Source organism: Enterobacter sp. BIDMC92, from assembly GCF_001030225.1.
Taxonomy (GTDB): Bacteria; Pseudomonadota; Gammaproteobacteria; order Enterobacterales; family Enterobacteriaceae; genus Enterobacter; species Enterobacter sichuanensis.
In genome coordinates this window covers 3,810,412-3,827,821 of record NZ_KQ087598.1, presented here as the reverse complement: position 1 = coordinate 3,827,821, position 17,410 = coordinate 3,810,412, and the positions used below count along the sequence as shown (strand labels likewise).

Below are 17,410 nucleotides of genomic sequence, written 5' to 3'. Positions count from 1 at the left end.
AAGGGGCTATTTTCTCACTCCTTATGTTTGTCATGGCTTGGAATGGAGACGGAGAATGAAAGTTTGTGGCGCTCGCCGTGTTCGGGTATACTACTTTCCCGTCCTGGTTATTCCATCGTTTCACCCTAACTTCTCAGGTTCAGCATGACAACGAACTATATTTTTGTGACCGGCGGGGTCGTATCCTCTCTGGGTAAAGGCATTGCCGCAGCCTCCCTCGCAGCCATTCTTGAAGCCCGTGGCCTCAATGTGACCATGATGAAACTGGATCCGTACATCAACGTCGATCCGGGCACCATGAGCCCAATCCAACACGGGGAAGTGTTCGTTACTGAAGACGGCGCTGAAACCGATCTGGATCTTGGCCACTACGAGCGTTTCATCCGCACCAAAATGACCCGTCGTAACAACTTCACGACGGGCCGTATTTACTCCGACGTTCTGCGTAAAGAGCGCCGTGGTGACTACCTGGGTGCCACCGTTCAGGTTATTCCGCACATCACTAACGCTATCAAAGAACGCATTGTGGCGGGTGGCGAAGGCCACGACGTAGTACTGGTTGAAATCGGCGGGACCGTGGGTGACATCGAATCCCTGCCGTTCCTGGAAGCGATTCGTCAGCTGGCGGTAGACATTGGCCGTGAACACGCGCTGTTCATGCACCTGACCCTGGTGCCTTACATGGCCGCTGCAGGTGAAGTGAAAACCAAGCCGACGCAGCACTCTGTAAAAGAACTGCTCTCCATTGGTATTCAGCCAGACATCCTGGTTTGCCGTTCTGACCGTGCGGTTCCGGCGAACGAACGTGCGAAAATTGCATTGTTCTGTAACGTGCCAGAAAAAGCCGTTATTTCAATGAAAGATGTCGATTCCATTTATAAAATCCCGGGCCTGTTGAAATCGCAGGGCCTGGACGATTATATTTGTAAACGATTCAGCTTGAACTGTCCGGAAGCTAATCTGTCTGAATGGGAACAGGTTATTTACGAAGAAGCCAATCCGGCAGGCGAAGTGACTATCGGTATGGTCGGCAAGTACATCGAGCTGCCGGATGCCTATAAGTCAGTGATTGAAGCGCTGAAGCACGGTGGTTTGAAGAACCGTGTCTCCGTGAACATCAAGCTGATTGATTCACAGGATGTTGAAACGCGTGGCGTTGAAATCCTGAAAGATCTGGATGCTATCCTAATCCCTGGCGGCTTCGGCTACCGTGGTGTAGAAGGCAAGATCGCCACCGCGCGCTATGCGCGTGAAAACAATATTCCTTACCTCGGCATCTGTCTGGGTATGCAGGTTGCGCTGATCGAATTTGCGCGCAACGTAGCGGGAATGGAAAACGCGAACTCTACGGAATTTGTGCCAGACTGTAAGTACCCTGTGGTGGCGCTTATCACTGAATGGCGTGACGAAGAAGGTAACGTCGAAGTCCGTACCGAGAAGAGCGATCTGGGTGGCACCATGCGTCTTGGCGCACAGGCGTGCCAGCTGACTGACGATAGCGTGGTTCGCAAGCTGTATGGCGAGCCGGTCATCACCGAGCGCCATCGTCACCGCTATGAAGTCAACAACATGTTGTTGAAACAAATTGAAGCTGCGGGTCTGCGTGTTGCGGGCCGCTCCGGGGATGATCAGTTAGTCGAGATCATCGAAGTGCCAAATCATCCGTGGTTTGTTGCCTGCCAGTTCCACCCGGAATTTACTTCAACGCCACGCGACGGGCATCCGCTGTTTGCAGGCTTCGTGAAAGCCGCCAGCGACTACCAGAAGCGTCAGGCGAAGTAAAAAAAGTTAGAACGGCAACGCGTACCCTGGGTACGCGTTGTTTGTCTGGAGTTTTAGTTTAACTTGTACTGAGGAAAATCTAATGTCCAAAATCGTTAAAGTCATCGGTCGTGAAATCATCGACTCCCGTGGTAACCCGACCGTTGAAGCCGAAGTTCACCTGGAAGGTGGTTTCGTTGGTATGGCCGCTGCTCCATCAGGTGCTTCTACCGGTTCCCGCGAAGCGCTGGAACTGCGCGATGGCGACAAATCTCGCTTCCTGGGTAAAGGCGTACTGAAAGCGGTTGGCGCTGTAAACGGTCCGATTGCTCAGGCAATCATTGGCAAAGATGCCAAAGACCAGGCTGGCATCGACAAGATCATGATCGATCTGGACGGTACTGAAAACAAATCTAACTTCGGTGCAAACGCCATTCTGGCGGTTTCCCTGGCGAACGCCAAAGCGGCTGCAGCAGCGAAAGGTATGCCACTGTTCGAGCACATCGCTGAACTGAACGGCACCCCAGGCAAATACTCCATGCCTGTACCAATGATGAACATCATCAACGGTGGTGAGCACGCAGACAACAACGTTGATATTCAGGAATTCATGATTCAGCCAGTTGGCGCGAAATCCCTGAAAGAAGCGGTTCGTATGGGTTCTGAAGTATTCCACAACCTGGCGAAAGTGCTGAAAGCGAAAGGCATGAACACCGCTGTCGGTGACGAAGGTGGCTATGCGCCAAACCTGGGTTCTAACGCAGAAGCTCTGGCTGTTATCGCAGAAGCGGTAAAAGCAGCGGGCTACGAGCTGGGCAAAGACATCACCCTGGCGATGGACTGTGCAGCATCTGAATTCTACAAAGACGGTAAATACGTTCTGGCTGGCGAAGGTAACAAAGCGTTCACCTCCGAAGAGTTCACTCACTTCCTGGAAGACCTGACCAAACAGTACCCAATCGTGTCTATCGAAGACGGTCTGGACGAGTCTGACTGGACTGGTTTCGCATACCAGACCAAAGTACTGGGCGACAAAATCCAGCTGGTTGGTGACGACCTGTTCGTAACCAACACCAAGATCCTGAAAGAAGGCATCGAGAAAGGCATCGTTAACTCCATCCTGATCAAATTCAACCAGATCGGTTCTCTGACCGAAACCCTGGCTGCGATCAAAATGGCGAAAGACGCTGGCTACACCGCTGTTATCTCCCACCGTTCTGGCGAAACTGAAGACGCTACCATTGCCGACCTGGCTGTGGGTACTGCTGCAGGCCAGATCAAAACCGGTTCTATGAGCCGTTCTGACCGTGTTGCTAAATACAACCAGCTGATTCGTATCGAAGAAGCGCTGGGCGAAAAAGCACCATACAACGGCCGTAAAGAGATCAAAGGCCAGGCATAATTGCTTAAGCCTTAAAATGAAAATGCCAGTCGAATGACTGGCATTTTTTTTGTCTATTTGAAGTCGACCGCCATTTGTTCCGGTATGCTCAGCCCCCGGGTGGTTTGCACGCAGCGGGCGATATAATCCGTAAACCGGGGTGGCTTCGGCATCCCCATGCTCAGCAGCTTGTCGTTGCTAAAGCGAACGTTAAGCGTGGCGAACGCACCGTATAACCGCATGGCTTTAAGCATCAGACGTTCATTGCACGGGCCAAAAATGTCCTTCAGCTCGCGGCGCATTCTGACCAGCGTTTCGTAGCTGACCTGCGCATATTTATCACCCACGGGGGCTTTCTCCAGCGCCTGCGCCATCGCATTATCAATATCCGCAAAGCGAACGCTGTTCTCTTCACCCGCCGAAATATGCACCACTTCCCCCGGACGAGCATTGCTGTGAAGCAGCATCAACAGCGCATCGGCGCAGTAGTCCACCGGAACAACGTCGATTCGGTCTTCCATGGAGCACATAAACTTCTGCAGCATCAGACCCATGCTAAAGACCCAGAAAATGCTGCTCGATGGCGTGCAGCCGTGGCGGGTATGGCCAACAACGATGGACGGACGGGCAATCAGCAGCGGCAGGTCTGGACACGCCTGGCGCATCAGCTGTTCGATGGTTGACTTCGACCAGGTGTATTCCACCAGGTGTTCAGCATTCTCTCTGAATTCAGCGCTTTCGGCGACCAGGGAATCCTGCTCAGGCGTGCATGACATTGCCGTGCCGACGTGGAGGAAACGCTGTAGCGTTGAAACCTGCTCCATGCGGCTCGCCAGCGCCAGGGTACCTTCTACGTTGACTTTCCAGATCAGCGGGTTATTTCCAAATGAGGCAACGGCCGCACAGTTAACGACATGTGTGACCTGATCCAGACGCGGATCGTTCAGGAAGGCTTCCGGCTGGCTGAGATCGCCAATAAGGATATTCTCCACGCTCAGGGAGGCCAGTTTATCTTCGGGAACGTTAAACTTGCGCATGTTCTCCAGCACCCGCTCCAGCCCGCTCTGCGCATCGCCGGCTCGCGCGAGCAAAAGCAGTTTCACGGATTGATCGCCGGTTAGCACTTTTTCCAGTACTGCACCGCCCAGAAACCCCGTCACGCCTGTAATCATTAACATCTTCATTAATACCGTCTCATTATGATTGATGAGGCGGATTGTAGGCGTGCAAAAGTAAACGGCATTTAAATAATAAAACGCCGAAACCGACGGCCTCTTAAGCTTATTTTAAGGAAAGGAAATCAGGTGGAGATATTGGACATTGCAGGTGGGGCAAAAATTCAATTTATTAATTATTATATTTTAATTGTTTGATTTTAAAGTATTTTGAATGGTTTTGTTAGCGTGTTAAGCATAATTCAAAATGTAATTAATAAAATACTTTGTTACACCAAACATTTACCGGATAAATCATTTAAATAGAGCTTAACGCAAATCAGATGATATTAACCGCAGGCTATTTTATTTAGCCTGCGAAGGGTTTTCAGAGTAACAGAGGAAGCGTGGCGCTGGCGGTTTGCTGGCTAACGTCCCCGTAATGACTGTCCAGCGCAATCATGGATGTGGTCAGCAGCTCAACCAGCAGCATAACCCCAACCTTAGCATTGAGCGCGCCTGCGCTCAGTGGTCCCTCCGGTTTGGCGGCTACCAGCTGCATATCGCTCAGTGATGCCAGCGGGCTACGTGGCGTATTGCTGAGCGCCAGCACCGTAACGCCGCGCTTGCGGGCCAGTTTCACCACGTGAAGCAAATCCCGCGTTGAACCGGAGCTTGAGATGGCCACCACCAGGGTCTCTTTTGAAAGCGTGGTCGCATTCATGGCCGCGCGGTGCATATCGCTAAACAGCTGCGCCGGTTTGCCCAGCCGCAGCAGCTTATAGTGCAGATACTCCCCGAGTATGGCGCTGGCCGCAACGCCGTAAATCTGCACGGACTGTGCCTGATGCAGCGCCAGCGCGGCCTTTTCCAGCAGCGCGCGGTCGAGGAGTCGGGCGGTATCCTGCAAAGCCTGCACCGATTCCTCCACGACGTTATCAATTTCGTCCCCGGCCTGACGCGCGGGCTGGCCCTGCTGAATATCCAGCGCAAGCGCCATCTTAAATTCGTTATAGCCCTTGCAGCCCAGCGTGCGGCAAAGACGCGTGACGCTGGCCTCGCTGGTATGGCTTTCGCGGGCCAGCTCGGTGATCGTCAGGTAGAGCACCCGGGCTGGATCGCTGAGGACAAACTCACCGAGTTTCTGTTGTGTTGGGCTGTACCCGGAAGCCTCCTGGCGGAGCTTCAGCAGCAGGTTTTCATGATCCGACATGCCACGTCCTTAATGCGTTTCTCTGCGCCTAGTGTGGCGGAAAGCGGGGGAAAGATGCCAGTCATTTCGAAAAAGTATGATCGGGCTCCTGGTTTATGATGATAATTTTCACTAATAAATATTAATATGGTAAAAATTTTCATCTATAAAAAGGGGGATGAAAAAATGATGCAAATGTTCAGTGGGGCTTCTTCGGGCGGATGGTTTGAAAAAGCGCAGCGCTTTGGCAAATCCTTCATGTTGCCCATCGCCGTGTTGCCTGCGGCGGGTCTGCTGCTGGGAATAGGCGGCGCGCTATCGAATCCTAATACGCTGACGGCTTATCCATTTTTAGATGTGGGCTGGCTACAGGCGATTTTCACCATCATGAGCAGCGCAGGTTCAATCGTCTTTGCGAACCTCCCGGTGCTGTTTGCCGTTGGGGTGGCCGTCGGGCTGGCCAAAAGTGATAAGGGTACGGCTGGGCTGGCGGCGTTACTCGCATTTCTGGTGATGAATGCCACCATCAACGCGCTGCTGATCCTCACCGGCAAGCTGGCGCACGAGAACCCGGGAGCCGTGGGACAGGGCATGACGCTGGGCATTCAGACGCTGGAAACCGGCGTGTTTGGCGGCGTGGTGATTGGCCTGGTAACCTGCGCGCTGCATCATCGATTTAATAAGATTGCGCTTCCGCAGTTTCTCGGGTTCTTTGGCGGCTCACGTTTTGTTCCCATTATCAGCTCCCTGACGGCGATCCTCGTCGGGGCCGCAATGACCGTGGTCTGGCCGCATTTTCAGAAACTGATTTTTGGTCTGGGCGGGCTGGTGGATGCCACCGGTTATCTGGGGACGCTGCTGTACGGCTTTATTCTACGCATGCTGGGCCCGTTTGGGCTGCACCACATCTTCTATCTGCCGTTCTGGACCACCGCGCTCGGCGGCAGTGAGATGGTCAACGGTCACCTTGTTGAAGGCACACAGCGAATTTTCTTCGCCCAGCTGGCCGACCCTGCGACGCGTCAGTTCTATGAAGGTACGTCACGCTTCATGTCCGGGCGCTTTATTACGATGATGTTTGGCCTGCTCGGAGCGTGTCTGGCGATGTACCACACGGCAAAACCCGAGAATAAAAAACGCGTTGCCGGGCTGTTACTTTCAGCGGCGTTGACCTCGTTCCTGACCGGGATCACCGAGCCCATCGAGTTCTCCTTCCTGTTTATCGCACCGGTGCTGTACGTCATCCATGCGCTGTTTGACGGGCTGGCATTTATGCTGGCGCACATGCTGCATATCACCATCGGGCAAACCTTCTCCGGCGGTTTTATCGACTTCGTGCTGTTCGGCATTTTGCAGGGGGAGGCCAAAACCCACTGGATGTTCGTTCCGCTGGTCGGCGTGCCGTGGTTCTTCCTCTACTACTTCACGTTCCGCTACCTGATTAACCGCTTTGATTTTGCCACGCCGGGCCGTGAAAAGGAGACGATGTCTGACGAGGTGACTCTCCCGCAAAGCGATCGCGCCGCGGCGGTGATTGCCGGATTAGGCGGAAAAGACAATCTGGAAGAGGTGGACTGCTGTGCCACGCGTCTTCGCGTCACGGTAAAAGACGGCAGCAAAGTGAATGACGCGGCGCTGAAAGCCACCGGCGCGCGCGGCGTTATCGTGCGCGGAAACGGTGTTCAGGTCATCTATGGCCCGCACGTCACGATTATCAAAAACGAAGTGGAAGAGATCTTATCGTAATGAAAACTGTACTGGATATCCTGAAGGGAAAACTGGTTGTCTCCTGTCAGGCGCTGGAAAACGAACCCCTGCATAGCCCGTTTATTATGTCGCGAATGGCGCTGGCAGCGGCGCAGGGCGGAGCCGCCGCCATACGCGCCAACAGCGTAGTGGATATCGTGGCCATTAAGCAGCAGGTGTCGTTGCCGGTTATCGGCATCATCAAGCGGGATTATGCCGACAGCGAGGTGTTTATCACCGCGACGATGAAAGAGGTGGATGAACTTATGACCGTCTCTCCGGAGATCATCGCGCTTGATGCGACGGCGCGGGCACGCCCCGGCGGTGAATCGCTGGAAGCCCTGGTCACGCGTATCCGCGCACGCTACCCCACGGTAGTGATGATGGCAGATATTTCCTCAACAGAGGAAGCCGTAACGGCGCAGGCGTTAGGTTTTGATTGCGTCGGCACCACGCTTTATGGCTATACGGCGGACACCGCGGGCCATGCTCTTCCGGAAAATGACTGTGCGTTCCTCAAGGCGGTGCTGGCGGCCGTCACGATTCCCGTGGTGGCTGAAGGCAACGTGGATACGCCCGAGCGTGCGGCCAGGTGTCTGGCGCTGGGCGCGCATACGGTTGTCGTCGGCGGCGCGATCACCCGTCCACAGCAAATTACCGAACGGTTTATGGCGGCGATTGACGCGCAAAGCACCGATGGAGCATGACCATCCGGCGGGGATCTGCGATACTTATCGTTTATCCCCTTTACTGAGATGACTATGCAGTACCCGATTAACGAGATGTTCCAGACCCTGCAAGGCGAGGGTTACTTTACCGGCGTTCCCGCTATCTTTATCCGTTTACAGGGATGCCCGGTTGGCTGTGCCTGGTGTGATACCAAACATACGTGGGATAAGCTCGCAGATCGGGAAGTGTCGCTGTTTAGCATTCTGGCGAAAACCAAAGAGAGCGATAAGTGGGGCGCGGGCAGTTCAGAAGATCTGCTGGCCATCATTGGTCGTCAGGGCTGGACAGCGCGCCACGTGGTGATCACCGGCGGCGAACCCTGCATTCACGATCTGACCCCACTGACCGAGCTGCTCGAAAAAAACGGCTACAGCTGCCAGATTGAAACCAGCGGCACCCATGAAGTGCGTTGCTCGCATACCACCTGGGTGACGGTCTCGCCGAAAGTGAATATGCGCGGCGGATACGATGTGCTGTCTCAGGCGCTGGAGCGCGCGGATGAGATTAAGCATCCGGTGGGACGCGTGCGTGATATCGAAGCGCTGGATGAACTGCTGGCGACGCTGACGGACGAAAAGCAGCGGGTGATCGCCCTGCAGCCTATCAGCCAGAAAGAGGACGCGACGCGCCTGTGCATTGAAACCTGCATTGCGCGCAACTGGCGCCTGTCGATGCAGACGCACAAATATCTGAATATCGCCTGAAAAAAAGCCCGGTGGCGCTAGCGCTTACCGGGCCTGCGGTTCGAGGCGTTTGTAGGTCGGGTAAGGCGAAGCCGCCACCCGGCAAGCATCACTCGCCGCGATACACGCAGCCTGCCGTACAGGTCTCTTTGATCATCACCGCGCTCAGCAGCGGAACCAGCGGTTTCATCTGATCCCAAATCCATTTCGCCAGCACTTCGCTGGTCGGGTTTTCAAGACCCGGGATATCGTTCAGGTAGTAGTGATCCAGACGATCGTAAGTCGGTTTGAATGCAGCCTTCAGCTCGGCAAAATCCATGATCCAACCGGTATGCGGATCAACTTCACCGGTGATCTCAAGACGCACCATAAACGAATGCCCGTGCAGTCGGCCGCATTTGTGTCCTGCAGGAACATGCGGGAGGTGGTGGGCAGCTTCGAAGGTGAAATCTTTAAACAGTGTGGTGGACATGATCGCTCTCAGTAATGCGGAAAAAACCGCCGCATAGTACCGGAAAGCACAATTTTTCGCATTAACTAAAACGGCTCTGAAGCCTGAGCTTGCATTAACAGCGGTTTTATATGGTTTTTATTTAACAATTTCAAAAAGTTACTTAATCGGTTTTATCGCTAAGAATGATAACTAAAACAGGTTAGTCCATTTGGTTATTTATTATTTCCATCCCTTCTTTAATTGTTATTATCCTCGCCGTTAACCTTATCTCTAGTTTGGTCTTTTTGCATAAATTCCGCTTTGCTACTGGAACATAACGACGCATGACAACACAGGCCCCACCTTCAAATTTGCTTCCCCTGAACCCGGAGCAACTGGCGCGTCTTCAGGCTGCCACCTCTGACTTTTCTCCCACTCAGCTTGCCTGGGTCTCCGGTTATTTCTGGGGAATGCTCAATCAGCAGCCTGGCGCTGTGGCGGGGGCACCGGCAACGGCCGTTGAAATTCCGGCCATTACCCTGATTTCCGCTTCGCAAACAGGCAATGCCCGCCGCGTGGCTGAAGCACTGCGTGACGACCTGCTGGCCGCCAAACTGAACGTGAACCTGGTCACCGCCGGGGATTATAAATTTAAGCAAATCGCGTCGGAAAAACTGCTGGTGGTTGTCGCCTCTACCCAGGGTGAAGGTGAACCCGCTGAAGAAGCGGTGGCGCTGCATAAGTTCCTGTTCTCGAAAAAAGCTCCAAAACTGGATGGCACGGCGTTTGCCGTATTTGGCCTGGGCGATACCTCCTATGAATTCTTCTGCCAGTCCGGGAAAGATTTCGACAGTAAGCTGGCGGAGCTCGGCGCGGAGCGCCTGCTGGACCGCGTTGACGCAGATGTCGAATACCAGACCGCCGCAGCGGAATGGCGTGCCCGTATCGTTGAGGTGCTGAAAGCCCGCGTGCCAAAAGCGACGTCGGCGCAGGCGGCGTTCACCGCGACGGGGGCGGTCAACGACATCCACACCAGTCCCTACACCAAAGAGGCGCCGCTGACCGCGAGCCTGTCGGTGAACCAGAAAATTACCGGCCGCGATTCTGAAAAAGACGTGCGCCATATCGAAATCGATCTCGGTGACTCTGGCCTGCGCTACCAGCCTGGCGATGCGCTGGGGGTCTGGTATCAGAACGATCCGGCGCTGGTGAAAGAGCTTGTTGAGCTGCTGTGGCTGAAAGGCGACGAGCCGGTCACTGTGGAAGGCAAAACGCTGCCTCTCTCTGAAGCATTGCAGTGGCATTTCGAGCTGACGGTCAACACGCCGAACATCGTCGAAAATTACGCCACCTTAACCCGCAGCGAATCCCTGCTGCCGCTGGTGGGTGACAAAGCGAAGCTGCAGCATTACGCGGCGACGACGCCGATTGTCGATATGGTGCGTTTCTCTCCGGCGCAGCTGGATGCCGGTGCGCTGGTCGGCCTGCTGCGTCCGCTGACCCCACGCCTGTACTCCATTGCCTCGTCTCAGGCCGAGGTGGAGAGCGAAGTGCATATCACCGTGGGCGTGGTGCGCTACGACATCGAAGGCCGCGCCCGTACGGGTGGAGCATCGGGCTTCCTGGCTGACCGCGTAGAAGAAGAGGGCGAAGTGCGCGTCTTTATCGAGCACAACGACAACTTCCGCCTGCCGGCGAACCCGGAAACGCCGGTCATTATGATTGGCCCGGGGACCGGTATTGCGCCGTTCCGCGCCTTTATGCAGCAGCGTGCGGCAGACGGTGCGCCGGGTAAAAACTGGCTGTTCTTCGGGAACCCGCACTTTACGGAAGATTTCCTCTACCAGGTGGAGTGGCAGCGCTATGTCAAAGAAGGCGTACTGACCCGCATCGATCTGGCCTGGTCTCGCGATCAGAAAGAAAAAGTATACGTACAAGACAAACTGCGCGAACAGGGCGCAGAGCTGTGGCGCTGGATCAATGACGGTGCCCACATTTATGTCTGCGGCGATGCCAATCGCATGGCGAAAGACGTTGAGCAGACATTGCTGGAAGTGATTGCCGAGTTCGGCGGTATGGATGCCGAAGCGGCGGATGAATTTTTAAGTGAGCTGCGCGTTGAGCGCCGTTATCAGCGAGATGTCTACTAATGAGCGAAAAACATCCAGGGCCACTGGTGGTCGAAGGTAAACTGACAGACGCCGAGCGCATGAAGCTGGAAAGCAACTACCTGCGCGGCACCATTGCTGAAGATCTGAATGACGGTCTCACCGGCGGTTTCAAAGGCGACAACTTCCTGCTGATCCGTTTCCACGGCATGTACCAGCAGGATGACCGTGATATTCGTGCCGAACGTGCGGAACAGAAGCTGGAGCCGCGTCATGCGATGCTACTGCGCTGCCGTCTGCCGGGTGGGGTAATCACTACCAAACAGTGGCAGGCCATCGACAAGTTTGCCGGTGAAAACACGATCTACGGCAGCATCCGTCTGACCAACCGTCAGACCTTCCAGTTCCACGGTATTCTGAAGAAGAACGTGAAGCCGGTGCACCAGATGCTGCACTCCGTCGGGCTGGACGCGCTGGCAACCGCTAACGACATGAACCGTAACGTGCTCTGCACCTCTAACCCGTATGAGTCCGAGCTGCATGCCGAAGCGTACGAGTGGGCGAAGAAGATCTCTGAACATCTGCTGCCGCGTACCCGCGCGTATGCAGAGATCTGGCTAGATCAGGAAAAAGTCGCGACCACGGACGAAGAGCCGATCCTCGGTCAGACCTACCTGCCGCGTAAGTTCAAAACCACGGTAGTGATCCCGCCGCAGAACGATATTGATCTGCACGCCAACGACATGAACTTCGTGGCGATTGCCGAAAACGGCAAGCTGGTGGGCTTTAACCTGCTGGTGGGCGGCGGCCTGTCCATCGAACACGGTAACAAGAAAACCTACGCCCGCACCGCGAGCGAGTTCGGCTTCCTGCCGCTCGAGCATACGCTGGCCGTGGCAGAAGCGGTGGTTACGACCCAGCGCGACTGGGGTAACCGTACCGACCGTAAAAACGCGAAAACCAAATACACCCTGGAGCGCGTGGGCGTGGAGACGTTCAAAGCGGAAGTGGAGCGTCGCGCGGGCATCAAATTTGAGCCGATTCGCCCTTACGAGTTCACCGGTCGCGGCGATCGTATCGGCTGGGTTAAAGGCATCGACAATAAATGGCATCTGACGCTGTTTATCGAAAACGGCCGTATTCTGGACTATCCGGGGCGTCCGCTGAAAACCGGTCTGCTGGAAATCGCGAAGATCCATAAAGGTGAGTTCCGCATTACGGCTAACCAGAACCTGATCATTGCCGGCGTGCCGGAAAGCCAGAAAGCGAAGATCGAGAAGCTGGCGCGTGAACATTCCTTGATGGATGCGGTGAAGCCACAGCGTGAAAATTCGATGGCCTGCGTGTCATTCCCGACCTGCCCGCTGGCGATGGCCGAAGCGGAACGTTTCCTGCCGTCCTTCACTGACAAAGTGGAAGCGATTCTGGAAAAACACGGCATTCCGGACGAGCATATTGTTATGCGCGTCACCGGCTGCCCGAATGGCTGCGGTCGTGCGATGCTCGCCGAGCTGGGCCTGGTGGGGAAAGCGCCGGGGCGCTACAACCTGCATTTGGGCGGTAACCGTATCGGCACGCGTATTCCGCGTATGTTCCGCGAGAACATCACCGAGCCGGAAATTCTTGATTCCATCGACGAGCTTGTCGGGCGCTGGGCGAAAGAGCGCGAAGCGGGTGAAGGCTTCGGCGACTTTACGGTGCGTGCGGGCATCATTCGCCCGGTGCTCGATCCCGCCAGGGATTTCTGGGAGTAACCCATCCTTTGCCCGGTGGCGCTTCGCTTACCGGGCCTACGGGTTTTGTAGGCCGGGCAAACGCAGTGCCGCCCGGCAAAACAGGCAAACGAGGTTCTTATGTCCGTACTCGATCTAAACGCGCTTAACGCATTGCCAAAAGTCGAACGCATTCTGGCACTTGCTGAAACCAACGCTCAGCTGGAGAAGCTCGACGCCGAAGGGCGTGTGGCGTGGGCGCTGGAAAACCTGCCGGGAGACTACGTGCTGTCGTCGAGCTTTGGTATTCAGGCGGCGGTCAGTTTGCATCTGGTGAATCAGATCCGCCCGGACATTCCGGTGATCCTCACCGATACCGGCTACCTGTTCCCGGAAACCTACCAGTTTATTGACGAGCTGACGGACAAGCTCAGGCTGAACCTGAAAGTCTACCGCGCGGCTGAAAGCGCGGCCTGGCAGGAAGCGCGCTACGGCAAGCTGTGGGAACAGGGCGTTGAGGGCATTGAGAAATACAATGAGATCAACAAGGTTGAGCCGATGAACCGGGCGCTGAAAGAGCTGAACGCGCAGACGTGGTTTGCGGGGCTGCGCCGTGAGCAGTCCGGCAGCCGCGCCACGCTGCCGGTGCTGGCGGTTCAGCGCGGGGTGTTTAAAGTGCTGCCGATCATCGACTGGGATAACCGGACGGTGTACCAGTACCTGCAAAAACACGGGCTGAAGTACCATCCGCTGTGGGATCAGGGCTACCTGTCAGTGGGAGACACCCACACCACGCGCAAATGGGAACCGGGAATGGCAGAAGAAGAGACGCGATTCTTTGGGCTGAAGCGCGAGTGCGGGTTGCACGAAGGGTAATTTCATTGACTCCCTCTCCCTGTGGGAGAGGGTTGGGGTGAGGGCATCAGGCCGCACGGCGTTCAAAAACCTCAGGCTTTCCCCGCTTTCGCCAGCTCCTTCACCAGCGGCAGCATCACTTTTACCACATCCCGGCTGCGGTGCTCTATACGCTGCGGCAGGGCGCTATCAATGTGCTGTTGATTATCCAGCATCACGTTATGCCAGCTTGTCCCGTTCGGGAAGGCTTTCGATTTAGCCCGCTGCTGATAGCCATCTTTCTTGCCCAGCGACCAGTTTGTCGCTTCCACATACAGTACCGGAATGCCGGCCTTATCGAACACTTCGCCGTCGTTACAGCAGCCCGTTCCTCGCGGATAGCTGGCGTTCCCGCCAGGATTGGTCGTGGCATAAACGCCGTGGCTGCGGGCAATCGCCAGCGCCCGATCACGGGTCAGTTTCCGCACGGTACCTGGCGTACTCTGTCCGCTATTGAAATAGAGCTTATCGCCGACGATTAAATTATCGAGGTTAATCACCAGCAGCGTATTTTTCTTCTCTTCTGCACTCATGCGCTTAAGGAGATTCTCAGCGCCAAGCTTGCCTTCCTCTTCGCCGCTGGTCGCCACAAAGCGAATCCCATATTTTGTCGGGATGTCTTTCATCCGCTCGGCCAGTTCAAGCATCACGCCCAGGCCTGCGGCGTTATCGTCCATGCCCTGCAGCGTCAGCCCACCGAGGTTGTTATCCGAATCCGCGTCACTCAGCGGGGCGTAGGTATCAAGGTGCGCCATAATAATGATCTGCTCAGCCGCGCGACCTTCATGCGCCGCGATAACCGTACTGCCGGTCACGTTATGCCAGTTTTTGGTTTTATTTCTGGAGGTATAAACGTAGCGGCTGTGAAACGAACGGATATCACTCTGGTAACCCATATCGGCAAACTGCTGACGAATATAGTCGGCGGAGAGCATTTCCGCCGGAGAGCCGGTCATGCGTCCGGGAAAGACGGTAGCAATATGCCGCGCCTGCATATTGGCGATTTCACCATACGGTTGATTTTTTGCCTGAGCCGGAAGGATAAAGCAAACGCCGAGCGCCAGGGCAGCGATACGGTGGCGCGTTGCGGAAAACATAGGGAGTCCTTAAAAAACAGAGCAAAATTTTAACCCGCCTAGTATGAAACTGTGATCGCCCATACACAATTTGAATTGCTCTTAAATGCCCGAAATTTCGCGTGTTAAGCACTTTTTGATATTTGCTTTTTCATTGCGTTATTCCATTGAGTAACTACTCATTCCAATTCGTAATTTCATTCGGTCTAAGCCGCCCCCTATAGTCCCTCTATTCCTTGTTGTGAGTGAGTTGTTGCTTGTGGACTATCTGCCCTTATTTGCCGCGATTAAAGAGAAACCGGTGCTGGTTGTTGGTACCGGTGACATTGCCGATCGCAAAATCGCGTTTCTGCAGCGTGCGGGCGCGCAGGTGCAGACCGTCGCAGAGGCAGATTTTGACGAATCACAGATCGACAGCGTGGTGCTGGTGATTGCGGCAACGGAAAATCGCGAACTCAACCGGCGGATCTCCGAGGCCGCGCAGGCGCGTTACCGCCTGGTGAACGTGGTCGACGACCAGCCTCTGTGCTCGTTTATCTTTCCCTCAATCGTCGACCGATCGCCGCTGCTGGTGGCTATCTCTTCCGGCGGCACCGCACCGGTGCTGGCGCGCGTGCTGCGTGAAAAAATCGAAGCGCTGCTGCCAACCAGCCTTGGACGAATGGCGGAGAAAGCCAGCTATTGGCGCAACCATCTGAAAACCCGCCTGACCAGCGTGACGGAACGCCGTCGCTTCTGGGAGCGCGTGTTTCGCGGCCGCTTTGCCAGCCTGATGCATGCCGGTAATGAGACGGCGGCACAAAAAATTCTTGAAGACGAACTGGATAGCCCCGGCAGCACGGGCGGGGAAATCATTCTGGTGGGGGCCGGACCAGGTGATGCAGGACTCCTGACGCTGCGTGGCCTGCAGGTACTGCAGGATGCGGACGTGGTGTTCTATGACCATCTGGTCACCGACGGCGTGCGCGAACTGATCCGTCGTGATGCGGAGCAAATCTGCGTCGGCAAACGGGCAGGCGAGCACTCTGTTCCCCAGCATGACACCAACCAGATGCTGATTGCGGCCGCCAGAGCGGGCAAGACCGTGGTGCGCCTGAAAGGCGGCGATCCGTTTATTTTCGGTCGCGGCGGCGAAGAGCTGCAGGCGGCAGCCGAAGCGGGCGTGCCGTTCCAGGTGGTGCCAGGCATCACGGCGGCCTCTGCGGTAACGGCCTACGCCGGTATTCCGCTCACGCATCGCGATTACGCCCAGAGCGTGACCTTTGTGACCGGCCATTACAAGGCGGACAGCACGCCGTTTGACTGGTCGCACCTCGCCCAGAGCCGACAGACGCTGGCTATCTACATGGGCACCATGAAGGCGGCGGACATCAGCGAACAGCTTATTCAGCACGGCCGTGAGGCGACGACGCCAGTCGCCGTGATTTCCCGCGGTACGCGCGTCGATCAGCACGTTGCTGTCGGCACACTTCAGGAACTCGCAACCCTGGCGAAAGACGCCCCGATGCCCGCCCTGATCGTGGTTGGGGAAGTGGTGCAACTGCACAGTACGCTCGCCTGGTTTCAGCACACAACCGACACAGAAGGCTTCGGCGCTTCTGTCATAAATTTGGCTTAAGGAACGGTTATGGACCAAAAACGTCTTACTCACCTGCGACAGCTTGAAGCGGAAAGTATCCATATTATCCGCGAAGTGGCCGCCGAGTTTTCTAACCCGGTGATGATGTACTCCATCGGTAAAGATTCCAGCGTCATGCTGCATCTGGCGCGTAAAGCGTTTTATCCGGGTACGCTGCCGTTCCCGCTCCTGCACGTGGATACCGGCTGGAAATTCCGCGAGATGTATGAGTTCCGCGACCGTACCGCGAAAGCCTACGGCTGTGAGCTGCTGGTGCATAAAAACCCGGAAGGGGTGGCGATGGGCATTAACCCGTTCGTGCACGGCAGCGCCAAACACACCGATATCATGAAAACCGAGGGGCTGAAGCAGGCGCTGAATAAATACGGTTTTGATGCGGCCTTCGGCGGCGCGCGCCGTGACGAAGAGAAATCCCGCGCCAAAGAGCGCATTTACTCCTTCCGCGACCGCTTCCACCGCTGGGACCCCAAAAACCAGCGTCCGGAGCTGTGGCACAACTACAACGGTCAGATCAATAAAGGCGAAAGCATTCGCGTCTTCCCGCTCTCCAACTGGACCGAGCTGGATATCTGGCAGTACATCTATCTGGAAAATATCGAGATCGTTCCGCTGTATCTGGCGGCTGAACGCCCGGTGCTGGAGCGCGACGGCATGCTGATGATGATCGACGACGATCGCATCGACCTGCAGCCGGGGGAAGTGATCAAAAAACAGATGGTGCGTTTCCGTACCCTGGGCTGCTGGCCGCTGACCGGCGCGGTGGAATCCAGCGCGCAGACGCTGCCGGAGATCATCGAAGAGATGCTGGTGTCGACCACCAGCGAGCGACAGGGGCGCGTGATCGACCGCGACCAGGCAGGCTCGATGGAGCTGAAGAAACGTCAGGGTTATTTCTAAGGAGC

At 55.6% G+C, this 17,410-nt stretch carries 14 protein-coding genes; 10 read left to right on the top strand and 4 right to left on the bottom strand.

The window, feature by feature from the left end; translation table 11 throughout:
* Positions 1-144: 144 nt before the first annotated feature.
* The gene (pyrG, locus tag SP99_RS17865; RefSeq protein ID WP_025757058.1) at positions 145-1,782 is read left to right on the top strand and encodes a glutamine hydrolyzing CTP synthase; all 1,638 of its coding nucleotides are present in this window, start codon (positions 145-147) and stop codon (positions 1,780-1,782) included.
* Positions 1,783-1,864: 82 nt separating this feature from the next.
* Complete coding sequence (eno, locus tag SP99_RS17860; RefSeq protein WP_025757059.1) at positions 1,865-3,163, top strand: phosphopyruvate hydratase; 1,299 nt, start codon at positions 1,865-1,867, stop codon at positions 3,161-3,163.
* Positions 3,164-3,216: 53 nt separating this feature from the next.
* On the opposite strand, the gene SP99_RS17855 is transcribed toward eno, so the two are convergent.
* Both SP99_RS17855 and SP99_RS17850 read right to left on the bottom strand, forming a co-directional pair.
* Positions 3,217-4,326 carry an SDR family oxidoreductase gene (locus SP99_RS17855; protein ID WP_047959370.1) on the bottom strand — a complete coding sequence of 370 codons (1,110 nt, stop codon included), beginning with the start codon at positions 4,324-4,326 and terminating at the stop codon, positions 3,217-3,219.
* A 358-nt stretch (positions 4,327-4,684) separates the two neighbouring features.
* The gene (locus SP99_RS17850) at positions 4,685-5,509 is read right to left on the bottom strand and encodes a MurR/RpiR family transcriptional regulator (protein ID WP_047959369.1); all 825 of its coding nucleotides are present in this window, start codon (positions 5,507-5,509) and stop codon (positions 4,685-4,687) included.
* Positions 5,510-5,674: 165 nt separating this feature from the next.
* Between SP99_RS17850 and SP99_RS17845 the strand changes: the two genes are divergently transcribed.
* Genes SP99_RS17845 through queE form a run of 3 tightly spaced genes read left to right on the top strand, consistent with a single transcriptional unit; the run spans position 5,675 to position 8,667 of the window.
* Positions 5,675-7,234: a maltose/glucose-specific PTS transporter subunit IIC gene (locus tag SP99_RS17845; RefSeq protein WP_047959853.1), complete on the top strand. Its 1,560-nt coding sequence runs from the start codon at positions 5,675-5,677 to the stop codon at positions 7,232-7,234.
* Positions 7,234-7,941 (top strand): N-acetylmannosamine-6-phosphate 2-epimerase, encoded by a 708-nt coding sequence (locus SP99_RS17840; RefSeq protein WP_047959368.1) that lies wholly within the window; start codon positions 7,234-7,236, stop codon positions 7,939-7,941. Before SP99_RS17845 ends, SP99_RS17840 begins: the two co-directional genes overlap by 1 nt.
* Positions 7,942-7,995: 54 nt before the next feature.
* The gene (gene queE, locus SP99_RS17835; RefSeq protein ID WP_023309006.1) at positions 7,996-8,667 is read left to right on the top strand and encodes a 7-carboxy-7-deazaguanine synthase QueE; all 672 of its coding nucleotides are present in this window, start codon (positions 7,996-7,998) and stop codon (positions 8,665-8,667) included.
* A gap of 88 nt (positions 8,668-8,755) precedes the next feature.
* Here the strand turns inward: queE and queD are convergent, their stop codons facing one another.
* Positions 8,756-9,118 carry a 6-carboxytetrahydropterin synthase QueD gene (gene queD, locus SP99_RS17830; RefSeq protein ID WP_003862700.1) on the bottom strand — a complete coding sequence of 121 codons (363 nt, stop codon included), beginning with the start codon at positions 9,116-9,118 and terminating at the stop codon, positions 8,756-8,758.
* 305 nt (positions 9,119-9,423) lie between these two features.
* Between queD and cysJ the strand changes: the two genes are divergently transcribed.
* From cysJ to cysH, 3 genes are all read left to right on the top strand, one after another.
* The gene (gene cysJ / locus SP99_RS17825; RefSeq protein ID WP_047959367.1) at positions 9,424-11,229 is read left to right on the top strand and encodes an NADPH-dependent assimilatory sulfite reductase flavoprotein subunit; all 1,806 of its coding nucleotides are present in this window, start codon (positions 9,424-9,426) and stop codon (positions 11,227-11,229) included.
* Complete coding sequence (cysI, locus tag SP99_RS17820) at positions 11,229-12,941, top strand: assimilatory sulfite reductase (NADPH) hemoprotein subunit (RefSeq protein ID WP_047959366.1); 1,713 nt, start codon at positions 11,229-11,231, stop codon at positions 12,939-12,941. Before cysJ ends, cysI begins: the two co-directional genes overlap by 1 nt.
* Before the next feature lie 99 nt (positions 12,942-13,040).
* Entirely contained in the window at positions 13,041-13,775 is a 735-nt protein-coding gene (gene cysH / locus SP99_RS17815) for a phosphoadenosine phosphosulfate reductase (RefSeq protein WP_025757067.1), read from the top strand.
* A 71-nt stretch (positions 13,776-13,846) separates the two neighbouring features.
* On the opposite strand, the gene SP99_RS17810 is transcribed toward cysH, so the two are convergent.
* The gene (locus SP99_RS17810) at positions 13,847-14,890 is read right to left on the bottom strand and encodes an aminopeptidase (RefSeq protein ID WP_047959365.1); all 1,044 of its coding nucleotides are present in this window, start codon (positions 14,888-14,890) and stop codon (positions 13,847-13,849) included.
* A 238-nt stretch (positions 14,891-15,128) separates the two neighbouring features.
* Between SP99_RS17810 and cysG the strand changes: the two genes are divergently transcribed.
* On the top strand, positions 15,129-16,487 hold the full coding sequence (cysG, locus tag SP99_RS17805) for a siroheme synthase CysG (protein WP_047959364.1): 1,359 nt from the start codon (positions 15,129-15,131) through the stop codon (positions 16,485-16,487).
* 9 nt (positions 16,488-16,496) lie between these two features.
* Entirely contained in the window at positions 16,497-17,405 is a 909-nt protein-coding gene (gene cysD, locus SP99_RS17800; protein WP_006811770.1) for a sulfate adenylyltransferase subunit CysD, read from the top strand.
* The last annotated feature ends 5 nt before the right edge of the window (positions 17,406-17,410 follow it).

Excerpts from the sequence above, each read along its gene's own strand:
- SP99_RS17845 (WP_047959853.1), top strand. The coding sequence starts at position 5,675 with ATGATGCAAATGTTCAGTGGGGCTTCTTCGGGCGGATGGTTTGAAAAA.
- SP99_RS17855 (WP_047959370.1), bottom strand. The coding sequence starts at position 4,326 with ATGAAGATGTTAATGATTACAGGCGTGACGGGGTTTCTGGGCGGTGCA.
- SP99_RS17850 (WP_047959369.1), bottom strand. The coding sequence starts at position 5,509 with ATGTCGGATCATGAAAACCTGCTGCTGAAGCTCCGCCAGGAGGCTTCC.
- cysD (WP_006811770.1), top strand. The coding sequence starts at position 16,497 with ATGGACCAAAAACGTCTTACTCACCTGCGACAGCTTGAAGCGGAAAGT.
- SP99_RS17810 (WP_047959365.1), bottom strand. The coding sequence starts at position 14,890 with ATGTTTTCCGCAACGCGCCACCGTATCGCTGCCCTGGCGCTCGGCGTT.
- SP99_RS17840 (WP_047959368.1), top strand. The coding sequence starts at position 7,234 with ATGAAAACTGTACTGGATATCCTGAAGGGAAAACTGGTTGTCTCCTGT.
- eno (WP_025757059.1), top strand. The coding sequence starts at position 1,865 with ATGTCCAAAATCGTTAAAGTCATCGGTCGTGAAATCATCGACTCCCGT.
- queE (WP_023309006.1), top strand. The coding sequence starts at position 7,996 with ATGCAGTACCCGATTAACGAGATGTTCCAGACCCTGCAAGGCGAGGGT.
- queD (WP_003862700.1), bottom strand. The coding sequence starts at position 9,118 with ATGTCCACCACACTGTTTAAAGATTTCACCTTCGAAGCTGCCCACCAC.
- pyrG (WP_025757058.1), top strand. The coding sequence starts at position 145 with ATGACAACGAACTATATTTTTGTGACCGGCGGGGTCGTATCCTCTCTG.
- cysJ (WP_047959367.1), top strand. The coding sequence starts at position 9,424 with ATGACAACACAGGCCCCACCTTCAAATTTGCTTCCCCTGAACCCGGAG.
- cysI (WP_047959366.1), top strand. The coding sequence starts at position 11,229 with ATGAGCGAAAAACATCCAGGGCCACTGGTGGTCGAAGGTAAACTGACA.
- cysH (WP_025757067.1), top strand. The coding sequence starts at position 13,041 with ATGTCCGTACTCGATCTAAACGCGCTTAACGCATTGCCAAAAGTCGAA.